Annotated in this window: 14 protein-coding genes; 7 read left to right on the top strand and 7 right to left on the bottom strand. The window is 58.2% G+C overall.

Annotated features, from left to right (window positions below; genetic code table 11):
- The first annotated feature begins 33 nt into the window (after positions 1-33).
- The 5 genes from AC2FFE_RS03025 to AC2FFE_RS03005 are packed head-to-tail and all read left to right on the top strand — an operon-like array spanning position 34 to position 6,578.
- Positions 34-1,854 carry an ABC transporter ATP-binding protein gene (locus tag AC2FFE_RS03025; RefSeq protein ID WP_496845800.1) on the top strand — a complete coding sequence of 607 codons (1,821 nt, stop codon included), beginning with the start codon at positions 34-36 and terminating at the stop codon, positions 1,852-1,854.
- Between the two features lie 5 nt (positions 1,855-1,859).
- Complete coding sequence (gene argE / locus AC2FFE_RS03020; RefSeq protein ID WP_496819323.1) at positions 1,860-3,026, top strand: acetylornithine deacetylase; 1,167 nt, start codon at positions 1,860-1,862, stop codon at positions 3,024-3,026.
- Between the two features lie 25 nt (positions 3,027-3,051).
- Positions 3,052-4,218, top strand: a complete 1,167-nt coding sequence (locus AC2FFE_RS03015) for a M20 aminoacylase family protein (protein WP_496845799.1) — start codon at positions 3,052-3,054, stop codon at positions 4,216-4,218.
- 15 nt (positions 4,219-4,233) lie between these two features.
- Entirely contained in the window at positions 4,234-5,397 is a 1,164-nt protein-coding gene (locus AC2FFE_RS03010; RefSeq protein ID WP_496819321.1) for a M20 aminoacylase family protein, read from the top strand.
- A 17-nt stretch (positions 5,398-5,414) separates the two neighbouring features.
- Positions 5,415-6,578, top strand: coding sequence for a M20 aminoacylase family protein (locus AC2FFE_RS03005; RefSeq protein WP_496845798.1), 1,164 nt, complete (start codon positions 5,415-5,417; stop codon positions 6,576-6,578).
- A 43-nt stretch (positions 6,579-6,621) separates the two neighbouring features.
- Here the strand turns inward: AC2FFE_RS03005 and AC2FFE_RS03000 are convergent, their stop codons facing one another.
- Both AC2FFE_RS03000 and moaA read right to left on the bottom strand, forming a co-directional pair.
- Positions 6,622-7,956: a 3-deoxy-D-manno-octulosonic acid transferase gene (locus tag AC2FFE_RS03000; RefSeq protein ID WP_496819319.1), complete on the bottom strand. Its 1,335-nt coding sequence runs from the start codon at positions 7,954-7,956 to the stop codon at positions 6,622-6,624.
- A 1-nt stretch (position 7,957) separates the two neighbouring features.
- Positions 7,958-8,965: a GTP 3',8-cyclase MoaA gene (gene moaA, locus AC2FFE_RS02995; RefSeq protein WP_496845797.1), complete on the bottom strand. Its 1,008-nt coding sequence runs from the start codon at positions 8,963-8,965 to the stop codon at positions 7,958-7,960.
- A gap of 90 nt (positions 8,966-9,055) precedes the next feature.
- On the opposite strand from moaA, the gene AC2FFE_RS02990 reads away from it, so the two are divergent.
- Positions 9,056-9,481 (top strand): hypothetical protein, encoded by a 426-nt coding sequence (locus tag AC2FFE_RS02990; protein WP_496819317.1) that lies wholly within the window; start codon positions 9,056-9,058, stop codon positions 9,479-9,481.
- Here AC2FFE_RS02990 and AC2FFE_RS02985 read toward each other — a convergent pair.
- The 5 genes from AC2FFE_RS02985 to glmU all read right to left on the bottom strand — a co-directional run bounded on the left by AC2FFE_RS02985 (position 9,469) and on the right by glmU (position 14,313).
- Positions 9,469-10,191: a DNA alkylation repair protein gene (locus AC2FFE_RS02985; protein WP_496845796.1), complete on the bottom strand. Its 723-nt coding sequence runs from the start codon at positions 10,189-10,191 to the stop codon at positions 9,469-9,471. The two genes, AC2FFE_RS02990 and AC2FFE_RS02985, sit on opposite strands and share 13 nt — an antisense overlap.
- Positions 10,163-10,705, bottom strand: a complete 543-nt coding sequence (locus AC2FFE_RS02980) for a pyridoxamine 5'-phosphate oxidase family protein (RefSeq protein ID WP_496819315.1) — start codon at positions 10,703-10,705, stop codon at positions 10,163-10,165. The genes AC2FFE_RS02985 and AC2FFE_RS02980 overlap by 29 nt, the downstream gene beginning before the upstream one ends.
- A 61-nt stretch (positions 10,706-10,766) precedes the next feature.
- Positions 10,767-11,114, bottom strand: a complete 348-nt coding sequence (locus AC2FFE_RS02975) for a hypothetical protein (protein ID WP_496819314.1) — start codon at positions 11,112-11,114, stop codon at positions 10,767-10,769.
- A gap of 18 nt (positions 11,115-11,132) precedes the next feature.
- Complete coding sequence (gene glmS, locus AC2FFE_RS02970; RefSeq protein WP_496845795.1) at positions 11,133-12,956, bottom strand: glutamine--fructose-6-phosphate transaminase (isomerizing); 1,824 nt, start codon at positions 12,954-12,956, stop codon at positions 11,133-11,135.
- Between the two features lie 4 nt (positions 12,957-12,960).
- Positions 12,961-14,313, bottom strand: a complete 1,353-nt coding sequence (gene glmU / locus AC2FFE_RS02965) for a bifunctional UDP-N-acetylglucosamine diphosphorylase/glucosamine-1-phosphate N-acetyltransferase GlmU (protein WP_496845794.1) — start codon at positions 14,311-14,313, stop codon at positions 12,961-12,963.
- A gap of 134 nt (positions 14,314-14,447) precedes the next feature.
- On the opposite strand from glmU, the gene AC2FFE_RS02960 reads away from it, so the two are divergent.
- Positions 14,448-15,119, top strand: a complete 672-nt coding sequence (locus AC2FFE_RS02960; RefSeq protein ID WP_496845793.1) for an HAD-IA family hydrolase — start codon at positions 14,448-14,450, stop codon at positions 15,117-15,119.
- Positions 15,120-15,145: the final 26 nt, after the last annotated feature.

Genomic DNA, 15,145 nt, shown 5'->3' with positions numbered 1-15,145 from the left:
GAACAAAAAAAGACTACCAACAGGAGCGCGTGCGTGCTGGATCAACCTATTGCACAGATCAAGAAACTACGGGTCGAGTTCCAGACCAAGGATGGCCCCGTGGTGGGCGTCGAGGATGTTTCTTTCGAAGTGAACCCCGGCGAAACCGTTTGTATCGTTGGCGAATCTGGCTCGGGGAAATCGGTTTCTTCGCTGTCTTTGATGCGGCTGGTTGAGTTCGGTGGTGGCGAAATCGCGGGTGGAGAACTGCTGTTTGACCGCCGCGACGGCGAAGAAATGGACCTGTCAAACGCCGATCAGGATCTGATGAAACAGATTCGCGGCAATGAGATCGGGATGATCTTTCAGGAGCCGATGACTGCGCTGAACCCGGTTTTCACCGTCGGTCGTCAGCTGACCGAAGGGCTGCGCATCCACAAGGACATGTCAAAGGCGCAGGCCGAAGAGCGCGCGCTAGAGTTGTTGCGTCAGGTCCGGATCCCTGAACCCGAGCGGCGTTTGAAACAATATCCGCATGAGCTGTCGGGTGGGATGCGTCAGCGTGTTGTGATTGCGATGGCCATGGCGTGTGAGCCGCGCCTGCTGATTGCGGACGAACCCACGACCGCGCTGGACGTGACCATTCAGGCCGAGATTCTGGCGTTGATGGACCGGCTGAAGCGTGAAACCGGCACGGCGGTGATGTTCATTACCCATGATATGGCGGTTGTGGCGCAGATGGCGGATCGGGTTGTGGTCATGTTCCGCGGCAACAAGGTTGAAGAGGGCACCGTTAAGGAAATCTTCGAGAATCCGCAGCATGACTATACCAAAGCGCTGCTGGCTGCGGTGCCGAAGCTGGGTGAGATGCGTGGCAAATCCGCGCCTGAACCCATGAAACTGCTGGGTGTCGAAGGCCAGAACATCGCGCCCATTCCGGGCACCGAAGAGGTTCTGCTGACCGTCAAAAACCTGACAACGCGGTTCCCGGTCAAGGGCGGGCTTTTGCGCCGTACCATTTCGAATGTGCACGCGGTCGAAGATGTGTCTTTCACCCTCAACAGGGGGCAAACGCTGAGCCTTGTGGGCGAATCGGGGTGTGGAAAATCCTCCGCCGGGCGCTCCATCCTGCGATTGGTTGAGCCCATGTCGGGGGAGATCGATCTGGATGGCGTCGACATCATGAAACTGGATCCGGGCGGCCTGCGCAAGGCGCGGTTGGACATGCAGATGATCTTTCAGGACCCGTTTGCCTCGCTCAATCCGCAGATGCAGCTGGTCGATCAGGTGGCCGAGCCGATGCGCAATTATGGCGTCGCCTCAGGATCGGAATTGCAGGACCGGGTCGCGCAACTGTTCGACAAGGTCCAACTGCCGCGCAGCTTCATGCGCCGCTTCCCGCATGAAATGTCAGGTGGTCAACGCCAACGGATCGCAATCGCCCGTGCACTGGCCTTGAATCCCAAGCTGATCATCGCGGATGAGGCGGTCTCGGCCCTTGATGTGTCGGTGCAGGCGCAGGTTCTGAACCTGATGATGGAGCTGCAATCCGAACTTGGCCTGTCCTACCTATTCATCAGCCACGACATGGCGGTGGTCGAGCGCGTCAGCCATTATGTGGGCGTTATGTATTTGGGTCGGATCGTTGAACTTGGGCCGCGCGCGCGTGTATTCGAGAATCCGCAGCACCCGTATACGCAGGCGCTGATGAAGGCGGTCCCGATTGCTGATCCAAATCAGCGAAAATCGGAAAAAGATTTGAATTTCAAACCGATCCCGTCGCCCATTCATCCGATTGACTACACGCCAGAACCGTCTGAGTACCGCGAAGTTGAACCGGGGCACTTTATCCTAACTACGGATAGCGGGTACTGACCCGCATGGTACAGCGTCTGACGCCGCTTGAGATCATGACCAAGCTGATCTCGTTTCCAACTGTAAGTCGCGAGAGTAACCTGCCGCTGGTCGATTGGGTCGAAAGCTATCTGGGCGAGCACGGGATCGAGGCGCATCGCTGGCCTGACCCGAACCAACCGCACAAGGCAGCGATCTTTGCGCATGTGGGTCCGTGGGAAGAAGGCGCAGTCGTCCTTTCCGGCCACACGGATGTGGTGCCGGTCGACGGGCAATCCTGGGATACCGACCCGTTTGTTGTGACCGAAAAAGACGGCAAGTATTTTGGTCGAGGCACCTGCGACATGAAAGGATTTGACGCGCTGGCCATCTGGGCCTTGGTCGAGGCGCAATACGCCGATCTAAAACGCCCGCTGCAATTGGCGCTGAGCTTTGATGAAGAGGTCGGTTGCACCGGAGCGCCGCCCATGATTGAGGCAATGCAGAAAGTTTTGCCCAAAGGGTCGGCTGTGATCGTCGGTGAGCCATCGGTGATGCAGGCCGTCACGGGTCACAAAGGCGGGTTCGGCTATGACACGCATATGATCGGGTTCGAGGTCCATAGCTCAATCATGCATACTGGTGTCAACGCGATCATGGAGGCGGCACCTCTGATTAACTGGGCCAACGAACAGAATGCCCGCAACCGGGCCGCGATGCCAAGTGACACGGCAGCGGTGTTTGACCCGCCCTGGACCACGGTTCATGTTGGCATGATCGAAGGCGGTACAGCGCATAACATCACCGCGAAAGACTGCCATTTCATGATGGATTTCCGAACCGTACCGGATGAAGCCAAGGCCGAGTGGCGAGAGGCGTACTTTCAGCAGGTGCGCGAGGTCGAGGCGCGGATGCAGGCCGTGCACCCTGAAGCCCGGATTGAAATTTCCGAGAACTTCTCGATCCCCGGTCTGGTGCCCGAGCAGGATGGTGAGGCCGAAGCTCTGGTACGTGCTTTGACCGGCGACAATGCCAGCCATGTGGTCAGTTACGGCACCGAAGCGGGTCAGTTTCAGGAAGCGGGTTATTCCGCGGTGATCTGCGGCCCTGGCGATATTGCGCAGGCGCATCAACCGAATGAGTTCATCTCGGTCGCGCAGTTCGAAGCGGGGCGCGTGTTCATGCAGCGGTTGGTCGATAAATTCTCAGGCTGACCAGTCCTTTGGAAGGAGACATCAGATGCCGGTGAAAAACAGACTTGCCGAGATGCAGGATGAGATCACCAAATGGCGCCGCCACCTGCATATGCATCCCGAACTGATGTATGACGTCCACGAGACGGCGGGTTTTGTGATCGACCGCCTCAAAGAGTTCGGGGTCGATGACATCACGCCGGGCATCGGTAAAACCGGCGTTGTTGCTGTGATCAAGGGCCGCACGGATACCAAAGGTCGCGTGATCGGGCTGCGCGCGGATATGGATGCTTTGCCGATCGAAGAGGCGACGGGATTGGATTATGCTTCGACAGTTCCCGGCAAGATGCACGCCTGTGGGCATGATGGCCATACCTCGATGCTGCTAGGGGCGGCGCAATATCTGGCAGAGACGCGGAACTTCGATGGTACTGTGGTGCTGATCTTTCAACCGGCCGAGGAGGGCGGGGCCGGGGGATTGGCCATGTGTCAGGACGGGTTGATGGACCGTTGGGGCATTCAGGAGGTCTATGGCATGCACAATATGCCCGGCCTACCGGTTGGCGAATTCGCGATCCGGCCCGGTGCGTTGCTTGCGTCGTCCGATGAGTTTGAGATCGTTGTGACAGGCAAAGGCGGCCACGCGGCAGCCCCGCATGAAGCCGTCGATACAACGCTCGTTGCTTCGCATATTGTTGTTTCTTTGCAGTCGGTTGTGGCGCGAACTGTCGACCCGATTAAACGCGTTGTTCTGACCGTCGGTACGTTCGATACAGACAGCGTCGCATCGAATGTCATTGCGCATACAGTCAGGCTGAAGGGTACTGTGCGGACGCTTGATCCCGAATATCGCACCATCGCCGAAGAACGTGTGCGCCGGATCGCCGAAGACACGGCCTCGGCCTTTGGCGCGACTGCGCAGGTAACATGGACGCCTGGGTATCCGGTGACCGTGAATTCCGAGGTGGAAACGGGTTATGCCGCCGAAGCCGCCGCTGCCGTTGCAGGCAAGGTGAATGACAGCACCGATCCGATTATGCCATCTGAAGACTTCGCCTACATGCTTGAAGAACGGCCCGGAGCCTACATCTTTCTAGGGAACGGGGACACCGCCATGTGCCACCACCAGGAATACAATTTCGATGACGACGCGATTCCTGCCGGCTGCAGCTGGTTTGCCGAGCTTGTGGAACGACGATTGCCCGTCGCTTAACTCAGGGAGAATGACATGCCGATCAGAAACCGCCTTGCAGAGCTGCATGAAGAAATCACCGGTTGGCGGCGCGACATTCACGAACACCCCGAGATCCTGTACGACACCCACCGCACCAGCGCCTTGGTGGCCAAAAAACTGAAAGAGTTCGGCTGCGACGAGGTGGTCACCGGCATCGGTCGTACCGGTGTGGTCGGCGTGATCAAAGGCAAAACCGATACTCAAGGTCGCGCCATCGGGTTGCGGGCCGACATGGACGCGCTGCCCATGCAGGAACAGACCGGGCTGGGCTACGCGTCAAAAACCGACGGCGCGATGCATGCTTGTGGCCATGATGGTCATACGGCAATGGTTTTGGGTGCTGCGAAATACTTGGCCGAGACGCGTAATTTCGATGGGACGGCGATTATGATCTTTCAGCCCGCCGAAGAAGGCGGGAATGGGGCCGAGGCCATGTGCCAGGACGGGCTGATGGACCGGTTTGGCATTCAGGAAGTCTATGCGATGCACAATGTGCCGGGCCTGCCCACGGGCCAATTCGCCATCCGTTCGGGGCCTCTGTTGGCGGCAGCGGATGAGTTCGACATTCATTTGGAAGGCCACGGCGGTCACGCGGCCAAACCGCATGACACTGTGGACACCACGGTGATGCTGTCTCAATTGATCGTCGCCTTGCAAACGGTTGTGTCGCGCAATGCAGACCCGATCGAGCAGGGCGTATTGTCTGTGACCTCGGTTGAGACGTCCTCTAAGGCGTTCAACGTGATCCCGCAATCGGCCCGCGTGCGGGGAACGGTGCGCACCCATTCCAACGAGATGCGCGTCATGATCGAAAAGCGGCTGACCGAAGTTGTCACCGGTATCGCCTCTACGATGGGGGGCACTTCGAGCGTGACTTACAACAAAGGCGTTCCGGTCACGATCAACGCCGAAGACCAAACGGGCTACGCCGAAGAGGCCGCGATTGCGGTTGGTGGAAGCTGTGGCGAGGCACCGATGGTGATGGGGGGCGAGGATTTCTCGTTCATGCTGGAAGAACGCCCAGGTGCCTTTATCATTCTGGGCAATGGCGACAGCGCCGGGCTGCACCACCCCGAATACAATTTCAACGACGAGATCATTCCAATCGGATGCTCGTGGTTTGCCGAAATGGTCGAGCGCCGGATGCCAGCGGCTTGAAGTAGGAGAGAGAAGATATGCCAGTTAAGAACCGCTTTGCCGAATTGCAGGCCGAAATCACCGAATGGCGACGGGATTTGCACGAGAACCCCGAAATTCTGTTCGAAACGCATCGTACCAGCGCAATAGTCGCGGAAAAACTGAAGGAATTCGGCTGTGATGAGGTCGTTACGGGAATTGGCCGTACCGGCGTGGTGGGGGTGATCAAGGGCAAGTCTGACAGCAAGGGCAAGGTCATTGGCCTGCGCGCGGATATGGATGCGTTACCAATCCACGAGGCGACAGGTCTGGACTATGCCTCAAAAACAGATGGAGCCATGCATGCCTGTGGGCATGACGGTCATACGGCGATGTTGTTGGGCGCGGCCAAGTACCTGTCGGAGACACGGAACTTTGACGGCACTGTGGTCGTAATTTTCCAGCCCGCCGAAGAGGGAGGCGGCGGTGGTCGCGAGATGTGCGAAGACGGTATGATGGACCGCTGGAACATTCAGGAGGTCTACGGAATGCACAACTGGCCAGGCAAACCGGTTGGCAGCTTCGCGATACGTCCGGGCTCGTTCTTTGCCGCAACTGATCAGTTCGACATCACCTTTGAAGGACGTGGCGGACATGCGGCGAAACCGCAGGAAACCGTCGATACAACCGTGATGACAGCGCAGGCGGTGCTGGCTCTGCAAACGATTGCGTCGCGCAATGCGGACCCGATTGATCAAGTGGTCGTGTCGGTGACTTCGTTCGAGACGTCGTCGAAGGCGTTCAACGTGATCCCTCAGACAGTTCAGATCAAGGGGACTGTGCGCACGATGAGCAGCGACATGCGTGATCTGGCCGAAAAGCGGATTAATGAGATCTGCAACGGGGTTGCAGCGACCTTTGGGGGTACGGTGGATGTGACCTATATTCGCGGCTATCCGGTTATGGTGAATAGTGAGGAACAGACCGCGTTTGCGGCAGATGTGGCCCGGTCTGTGTCCGGTGATTGTGAAGATGCACCGTTGGTGATGGGCGGTGAGGATTTCGCCTTTATGCTTGAGGAGCGTCCGGGAGCTTATATTCTGGTCGGTAATGGCGACACGGCCATGGTGCACCATCCCGAGTACAATTTTAACGATGAGGCTATTCCTGCAGGGTGCAGTTGGTGGGCCGAGATCGTTGAACAGCGGATGCCTGCGGCTTGACGGATACGGGTGGGGGCTCTGCCCCCATACCCCCGGGATATTTTTAGCCAGATGAAGAGGGATCTTGCGCCCTTGCGGTAAGGTTCAGGTGACTGCAGAGCGTTTTTGCGACTGAGGTCAGTGCGTTTTTTTGAGTGTTGACGCAGGTTTCGGCAGCGCTGCGCGCAGTGGTCAGGGCGCTGTCGTCTGAAAGCCAGGTTGCAACTGCATCGGAGAGATCGCTAGCGGATTGGACTTCGATTGCGCCTTTGGCCGCGACAAGGGGCGCGAAGGTTTCGGCGAAGTTGAAATAGCCCGGGCCGGTGATGACAGCGGCTCCGGCTTGGGCGGGTTCGAACGGGTTGTGGCCACCGATCTCCTTCAACGAGCCGCCCAAGAACACGATCGGGCAGAGCGCATACCACGTGCCGGTTTCGCCCAGCGTGTCGGCGACATAGGTTTGAGTTTGGTCCGTGATCGGCTCGCCTGCGGCGCGGAACGCGGCTGTGAGATCGGCCTGTTTCAGAAGCCCGGCGATGTCGGTGCGGCGTTCCGGGTGGCGCGGGATCAGAAGCAGCAGCAGATCGGGCCAGCGTTCAAGCAGGGTTTTATGCGCTGCGAGCACAGTTTCTTCTTCGCCTGCGTGAGTGGAACTGGCGATCCAGACCGGGCGGCCCGCTATTTGTGTTCGGATGTCGGAAAGCACCTGCTCATCAATGACCAACGGATCGGACATGGCTTTGAGGTTGGTGCCGGGTTTCACGCGCTCTGGCTCGGCGCCCATGTCGATGAGATTGGCTGCAGTTCGGTCATTTTGGGTCAAAAAAAGACAAAAGCTGTCCAATATGAAACGCGCAGTTTTAGGCCGCTTTTTCCAACCTTCGACTGATTTCTGTGAAAGGCGGGCGTTTAGCAGGGCCAGTGGCACGCCGCGCCGGGTGCTTTCGACGATCAGCTGAGGCCAGATTTCGCTTTCGACAAACACGCCTGCATGGGGTTTCCAATGTGAGAGAAAGCGCAGTACCGGGCCATGCGTATCCAGCGGCGGGTATTGATGCCGTGTTCGCGGGGGCAGGCGCTTTTCGATCAGCGCGGCAGATGTGGGCGTGCCGGATGTGATCAGAAACTCGGCATCGGGCAAAAGCTTGCCCATCCGCCTGATTAGGCTGAGGACCGACAGGCTTTCGCCAATGCTGGCGGCGTGAAACCAGATCAAACGTCCTGCGGGGCGTGGTAGGCTAGCATGACCCAGCCGTTCCTGCCGTCTTTCGTTTGGAACACCCGCGGTTTCAAGTTTGCGACGCACGGTGCGCCACAACAAGGGGGCTGCGAGGGCAATGATCCCGCAGTACAATTGATACAGCGCTGTCGAGTGGCCGGGGCGGCGATGCTCGGGCATCCTAGCCGCCCGTATGGCTCATATGACGGGTCATCTGGCCATCAACGGCCTGGCGGGAATAGTCGAAATCATGCCCTTTGGGTTTCAAGTTGATCGCTGCCCGGATCGCATCTTCTAACGGGGCTTCGCTGTCAGGGTGGTCACGCAGCGGCGCGCGCAGGTCGGCCATGTCTTCCTGACCTAGGCACATATAAAGCTCACCCGTGCAGGTCAGGCGCACCCGGTTGCAGCTTTCACAGAAATTATGGGACAGCGGCGTGATGAATCCAATCTTCTGTCCGGTTTCTTCCAATCGCACATAGCGTGCAGGGCCGCCGGTGCGTTCAGCCAGATCGGTTACGCTGTAGTGGTTTTCGTATTCCTTGCGCACGTCCTTCAGCGACCAGTACTGATCCAGACGATCCTCGTTGCCGATATCGCCCATGGGCATCACCTCGATCCAGGTCAGGTCCATATCGCGTTCGGCACACCATTCGGTGATGCGGGGCAGCTCTGGCTCGTTGAAACCTTTCAGAGCAACCGCGTTGATCTTCACCCGCAAGCCCGCATTCTGCGCTGCATCAATCCCGTTCAGCACCTGTTTCAGGCGGCCCCAACGGGTGACTTTAGCGAACTTATCTTCATCCAGCGTATCCAGAGAAACATTCACACGCCGCACACCCGCGGCATAGAGTTCGTCGGCAAACCGGTGAAGTTGCGAGCCATTGGTTGTGAGCGTCAGCTCCTTCAAGGCGCCGCTGTCCAGATGCCGCGTCATGGATTGGAAGAAGTTCATGATATTTCGGCGCACCAAGGGCTCTCCGCCCGTTATGCGTAGCTTTTGAACGCCCAGCTTCACAAAGGTCGAACACATCCTGTCCAGCTCTTCCAGGGTCAGAAGATCTTTTTTGGGCAGAAAGGTCATATTCTCGGACATGCAATAGACGCAGCGGAAATCGCAGCGATCCGTTACAGAGACGCGGAGATACGTGATGGCACGTGCGAATGGGTCTATCAGCGGAGTAGTCATGCGCTATAGGTAAATTGGGAACCAGCCCGCGGCAAGGGTTTACCGTGCTTTGGGCTGGAACAGTTACGTGTGGGGCTGTAAGTTTCAGGCATGAGATACGTTCTTGTTTTCCTGTGTGTTCTGCTTGCCGGCTGTGAAACAGTGCGGTCGACGACAGATCGTGTGTTTGGACGCAGCGAGGCCGCGGTCGAGACCGATGCCAATGTGGAGCCCGATGGGGTAGAAGCCGCACCCGAAGCTGAGCTGGTCACGACGCGACCAAACTGGGTCGGTGCCAAATCCACCACCGCTGTTCTGGGGGACCCCTCAACGCCCGGGCGCTGGATGCAAACGCCGCTTGTGGACACCGAAGTCACGGCGCGTGTGGTCGTGCCCCGAACCGGGGCTCAGGCTTATGTCACGCTTATCCCGTCGCGGGGGCCTGAAGGGGGCGGCAGCCAATTATCGCTGGATGCGATGCGCACACTTCTGGTGCCTTTGGACGCGCTGGTTGAGGTTGACGTCTACGCCAACTGATCTTTCAGGTATTTCCCAGCTTCCCGCCGTGCAAAGGGTTTCATCCCCGGACCATGCTGTTCCAGAAAGGCGACAACGCGGGGGGCATCGTGTTTTGACAACTCGCGCAGCCACCACGCGATGGCCTTCTGGATGAACCAGTCGCGATCTGGCACATAGCTGGCAGCCCAGCCCAGTATGCGATCCCGGCGGTCGAGATCATCAGGTTTGGGGTGGTTTTGCTTGGTCCAGGGCAGGGTGGCCACCAAGGCAGCGCGGCGTGTCCACATGTGATCTGATGTCGTCCATTCCTCTACCTGATCCAGCCGGATGGGATCGGCCGTCAGCCGTTTTTGCATCGCCATAGCCGCATGATCGGCCACGGCCCAGGCATCGAAATCCGGCAGCCAGCTTTGCAGCAGCTCCCAAACGGCGTCATCCGGTCTGATACGCGCTTGTGTGAGGAGTTTTGAGGCGGCGAGGCGGGTTTCGTGGGTGTTGAATTGCCACAGCTCATCTGCCAGCTGCACGCGCTGAGGTACATTCAGCTTTTGTCGCCAGGTTTTGGTCAGATCATTCAGAACGGGGTTTGCGACGCCCAGATAGGGGCGATCCGCCTTGTGATAGGCCGCCATTTGCGCACCGCGTTCGGGGTCGGCATGGGCTTTGATCTGGGCCAGATAGGGGTCAAGCAGCGGCATCTCAGACAGGGACTCCTGTGGGTTTGCCATCAATTGTCTGTTGGTTCTTGTCCACCCAATAGGCGCGGATGTCGTCATCCGACTTGCCATCAACCCATTTCTGCATCGTGTCACGTTCCGACGTGTATTCCATGAACGGGACCGCGTAGCCGCAGGAGGTCTGAACCATATCAATGCTCAGGTCATAAATCTGCCGCGCACTGCGGTGGGTGGGGAAATGCCGGGACAGTTCCTCCCAACCGGCATCGCCTGTGTGGAACGTTTTGGCTGTGCCGTAGGCGCGCAGGATCAAAGGGCGGGTGGTGAAGGAACACCACATCAGGGTCATGCGATTAACGTCCAGCAGATGCCCTGCCGTTTCATTGCCGCTGCCGGTCAGGTTCATCCAGATGATGCGGTTGGGGCCCAGAACGCGCAGGGAATCCATGCCTTTGGGCGAGATATTGACTCGTCCCTCAGACCCAGCGGTTCCGACAAAGAACATGTGCTGATCTTCGATAAAGGCCTTATGCGGTGGATCGAGTTGCGGAAATTGTTTGGCCATGGCGCGCTCCGGGAGAGGGGTTGCGGCAAACCTAAGCGCGTATGGATAGGCCGTCCAGCAGTCAGGAGATTGAGCGCCGTTCTGCGAGCAGCGCATCCAGATGTCTAGGATAGGTTTTGTACCCTGTGAATATGAATTCGTCCTCATCCGCCGGGGCGCGTAATTTGGCCTCGTGATCCCAGATTCGGGCCCAATCCCGCAAATGCTCTTGCAGGTCTTCCAGCGCCGACATCAGTTCAGGGGCGGCTTCGAATGGAGTGTCTTCGATGAAATCCAACACCTTTTGGTTGGTTGCCCGCAATGCCCGCGCAGGACCAAAGGTTTTACCCCGTGCCAGATAATGCTCGTACTCTGCGCGCGAAGCACTCATCAGGGACATCAATCGCGCGATGGAGTCCTGCTCATCCATGACCGACCCTTTCGCGGTTTATTCCACCGTTACCGACTTTGCCAGATTGCGCGGCTGATCCACATCCGTGCCCTTGGCCACCGCCGTGTGATAAGCCAGCAGCTGCGCAGGCACCGAATACAGGATCGGGGCAAGGCTTGGGTGGATATGCGGCATTCGGATCGTGCTCCAAACACCGTCCTCAGCCTCGGCAATGCCATCATCGTCCGAGACCAGAATGACCTTGCCTTTGCGGGCCATCACCTCTTGCATGTTGGACACGGTCTTGTCGAACACGGTATCTTTCGGTGCCATCACCACAACCGGCATATGCTTGTCGATCAGCGCGATGGGGCCGTGTTTCAGTTCCCCTGATGCATACCCTTCGGCGTGGATATAGCTGATTTCCTTCAATTTTAGCGCGCCTTCCATGGCCAGCGGATACATCAGGCCACGCCCCAAGAACAGGACATCGCGTGCCTCGGACAAGCGCTGGGCGGATTTGCGGATGGAGCGGTTTTGATCCAGCGCCGCGTTCAGAACCGATGGCAGCCCACGCAAGGCGGCGGCGTGATCGGCCAGTTCCTCATCGGTCAAGGTGCCCTTGTCAGCAGCGGCCTTGAGCGCGAGCATCAGTAAGACGCTGAGCTGGCAGGTGAAGGCCTTGGTCGAGGCCACGCCGATCTCGATACCCGCGTGGATGGGCAGAGCCACATCGCTTTCCCGCGCGATCGAGCTTTCGGGGACGTTGACGACAGAAACAATCTTGTCCGCCTTTCCTTCGCAATAACGCAACGCAGCCAGCGTATCGGCGGTTTCACCCGACTGGCTGACAAACAGGGCCATTGTGCGGTCGCTGATCGGAGGTTCGCGATAGCGGAATTCGCTGGCGATATCGACTTCAACCGGCATTTTGGCCAGTTGTTCGAACCAGTATTTCGCTGTCAGGCAGGCGTAGAAGGCGGTACCGCAGGCCACCATGGTCAGGCGATCCAGCTTTGTGAAATCCAGATCGATATCTGGCAAAACCACCCGGTCGCCACCTGTTGGCAGGTAAGACCGGATCGCCTCGGCCACAACAACCGGTTGTTCGGCGATTTCCTTGGCCATGAAATGCTTGTGCTCGCCCTTATCAGCCCGCGTATGATCAAGCTTGATCTTGCGCATTTCCCGATTGGCGAGCTCTCCGGCCTCGTTTCGGATTTCCAGCGAGGTGCGAGTCAGCACCGCGCGGTCGCCTTCCTCAAGATAGGTAATCTTGTTTGTCAGAGGGGCCAATGCGATGGCATCCGAGCCCACAAACATCTCGCCATCCCCATGACCGATGGCCAAGGGTGAGCCCTTGCGCGCCGCGACAATCAGGTCGTCCTGACCATCAAACAGAAAAGCCAGCGCAAATGCACCTTCCAACTGATCAATGGTCTTGAAGGCAGCCTCGACCGGAGACAGGCCCGAATTCAGCAAATGCTCGGCCATCAGGGCCACGGTCTCGGTGTCGGTTTCAGTCTCAAATCCGATCCCGTTTTTGGCCAATTCGGCGCGCAGTTCGCGGTAGTTTTCGACGATCCCGTTATGGACGACGGCAACCGGCCCGGCCTTGTGTGGGTGGGCATTGTTGACCGATGGCGCGCCGTGGGTGGCCCAGCGGGTGTGCCCGATCCCTGATTTGCCGGGCAGGGGATCATGGACAAGAAGGTCACTCAGGTTGACGAGCTTACCCACGGCCCGGCGGCGACCGAGGGTGCCGTCATTCACCGTAGCAATACCAGCGCTGTCATAGCCGCGATATTCCAGCCGTTTCAGCGCCTCAACCAAAATAGGGGCGACCTCATGCTGCCCCAGAACACCTACAATTCCACACATAAACTCAGGCCTCTTTATCGCGGCGAGCCTTTTTCGCCTTTAACATATCAAACAATTTGCGCGCATAGCCGGGTTTGTTTTCCTGCTTGGCCCGCGCAACGGCCAAGGCATCGGCTTCGACATCTTTGGTCACCACTGTGCCGGTCGCCGTCATCGCCCCGTCGCCCACCGTCACCGGAGCGACAAGCATGGTGTTCGAACCGATAAAGACATTTTGGCCAATCGTGGTTTTATGCTTCATTACGCCGTCATAGTTGCAAGTGATCGTGCCCGCGCCGATATTCGTTGCGGCCCCGACCAAAGCGTCACCGATATAGCTGAGGTGATTGACCTTCGCACCTTCGGCAATCTCGGCGTTTTTGATCTCGACAAAGTTGCCGATGCGCGCGTTTTCCGCCAGTTCTGCACCGGGGCGCAGGCGGGCATAGGGGCCGACCACAGAGCCCCGGCTGACATGGCAACCTTCCAGATGCGAGAAGGCCCGGATCGTTGCGCCGCTTTCGACGGTTACACCGGGGCCAAAGACCACGTTGGGTTCGATCACCGTATCTCGCCCGATGACCGTGTCGGCAGCGAGGTAAACCGCTTCCGGCGCCATCAGTGTGACGCCCAAATCCAGCAACTCGGCCCGGGCCTGGGCCTGAAATACAGCGTCCGCCGCTGCCAAATCCGCACGAGAATTAACACCCAGTGTTTGCGCTTCGTCACAGGCCACAGCAGTGACGCTTAGGTCACGTTCGCGGGCAATTTCAACCACATCTGTCAGGTAGTATTCGCCCGCGGCATTGTCATTGCTCACCGCATCAAGCAGTGACAGCAGAGTTTCTGAATTGCATGCCAAAAGCCCTGAATTACAGAATGTTATTGCCCGTTCTTCAACTGATGCTTCTTTGAATTCGACAATCCGCTCCAGCGTGTCACCATTCATCACCAAACGCCCATAGCGCGCGGGATCTGCGGCCTCAAAGCCCAGGATCACCAGATCATTTTTCGCCCGCGCTTCGATCATGCGTTCCAGCGTATCGGGCTTCAAGAACGGAGTGTCCCCATAAAGAACAACGACGTCACCTTCGAAACCCTCTAGCGCATCCCGTGCTTGCGCGACGGCATGGGCGGTGCCCAGTTGTTCCTCCTGCACAGCGATCTGCGCGGTCTCATCCTCGACCTGTGCGACCTTGGCGACGGCCTCGGACCCGTGGCCTGTGACGATCACGGTACGCTCGGGCGACAGCACCGAGCCAGCGCGCATGGCGTGGATCAGCATCGGAACCTGGGCGATGGGATGCAGAACCTTTGGAATATCCGAATTCATCCGGGTGCCTTTTCCGGCGGCAAGGATGACAAGGGCAGTGGTCATGAAATCGTTTTCTCTTTGTGTTTTCTTGCCGACCGTTTTATCCGCTGAGGTCAAAGGCGCAAGCCGTACGGCCATCAAACAAGATTGCCGATTGCAACATGGTATGGCGGAAAACTGCCGAGCAAGGAGGCGCGATGCGCACGGTCATCTTCGATCTGGATGGGACTTTGGCGGATACATCCGGGGATTTGCTGGCCGCCGCAAACCATTGTTTTCGCGCGATGGGCCATGGGGATGTGCTGGTTCACGGACAGGATGCAGGCGTTGCGGTGCGTGGTGGTCGGATGATGCTGACGCATGGCTTGAAACGGGTTGGCGCCTATGATGAGGCAACCGTAAACGCCTATTACCCGGTATTGCTTGAGGCCTATTCCAGCGATATCGACACCCACACCCGGTTCTATCCAGGTGCGCTGGAGGCAGTCGAAGCCCTAAAAAGCGCTGGATATGGTGTTGGGATTTGTACCAACAAGCCCGAGGGTTTGGCCCATCAGCTTTTGTCTCAGATGGGTGTTCGGGATCAGTTCGCCGCGCTGGTGGGGGCTGATACCCTGCCGGTGCGCAAGCCGGACCCTGAACCCCTGCGCGAGGCGGCGCGGCGGGCAGGGGGGCATCCCGATTTTTGTGTTTTGATCGGGGACTCTGACACAGACCGTAATACCGCCAAAGCTGCAGGCGTGCCGTCTGTGCTGGTTACGTTCGGGCCATCGGGGGATGATATGGCCGCGTTGGAGCCTGAGGCATTGCTGCATCATTTTGACGATCTGCCGAGTGTCGTGACCGATCTGATCGGTGCGGCGGCGTGATCTCTTGACCCGAAGCGGATAGCGCC

It is taken from the genome of Ruegeria sp. YTSA168 (assembly GCF_059610045.1).
This window is presented reverse-complemented; position numbering and strand designations above follow the sequence as displayed.

Excerpts from the sequence above, each read along its gene's own strand:
- argE (WP_496819323.1), top strand. The coding sequence starts at position 1,860 with ATGGTACAGCGTCTGACGCCGCTTGAGATCATGACCAAGCTGATCTCG.
- AC2FFE_RS03015 (WP_496845799.1), top strand. The coding sequence starts at position 3,052 with ATGCCGGTGAAAAACAGACTTGCCGAGATGCAGGATGAGATCACCAAA.
- AC2FFE_RS03010 (WP_496819321.1), top strand. The coding sequence starts at position 4,234 with ATGCCGATCAGAAACCGCCTTGCAGAGCTGCATGAAGAAATCACCGGT.
- AC2FFE_RS03005 (WP_496845798.1), top strand. The coding sequence starts at position 5,415 with ATGCCAGTTAAGAACCGCTTTGCCGAATTGCAGGCCGAAATCACCGAA.
- AC2FFE_RS03000 (WP_496819319.1), bottom strand. The coding sequence starts at position 7,956 with ATGCCCGAGCATCGCCGCCCCGGCCACTCGACAGCGCTGTATCAATTG.
- moaA (WP_496845797.1), bottom strand. The coding sequence starts at position 8,965 with ATGACTACTCCGCTGATAGACCCATTCGCACGTGCCATCACGTATCTC.
- AC2FFE_RS02990 (WP_496819317.1), top strand. The coding sequence starts at position 9,056 with ATGAGATACGTTCTTGTTTTCCTGTGTGTTCTGCTTGCCGGCTGTGAA.
- AC2FFE_RS02985 (WP_496845796.1), bottom strand. The coding sequence starts at position 10,191 with ATGGCAAACCCACAGGAGTCCCTGTCTGAGATGCCGCTGCTTGACCCC.
- AC2FFE_RS02980 (WP_496819315.1), bottom strand. The coding sequence starts at position 10,705 with ATGGCCAAACAATTTCCGCAACTCGATCCACCGCATAAGGCCTTTATC.
- AC2FFE_RS02975 (WP_496819314.1), bottom strand. The coding sequence starts at position 11,114 with ATGGATGAGCAGGACTCCATCGCGCGATTGATGTCCCTGATGAGTGCT.
- glmS (WP_496845795.1), bottom strand. The coding sequence starts at position 12,956 with ATGTGTGGAATTGTAGGTGTTCTGGGGCAGCATGAGGTCGCCCCTATT.
- glmU (WP_496845794.1), bottom strand. The coding sequence starts at position 14,313 with ATGACCACTGCCCTTGTCATCCTTGCCGCCGGAAAAGGCACCCGGATG.
- AC2FFE_RS02960 (WP_496845793.1), top strand. The coding sequence starts at position 14,448 with ATGCGCACGGTCATCTTCGATCTGGATGGGACTTTGGCGGATACATCC.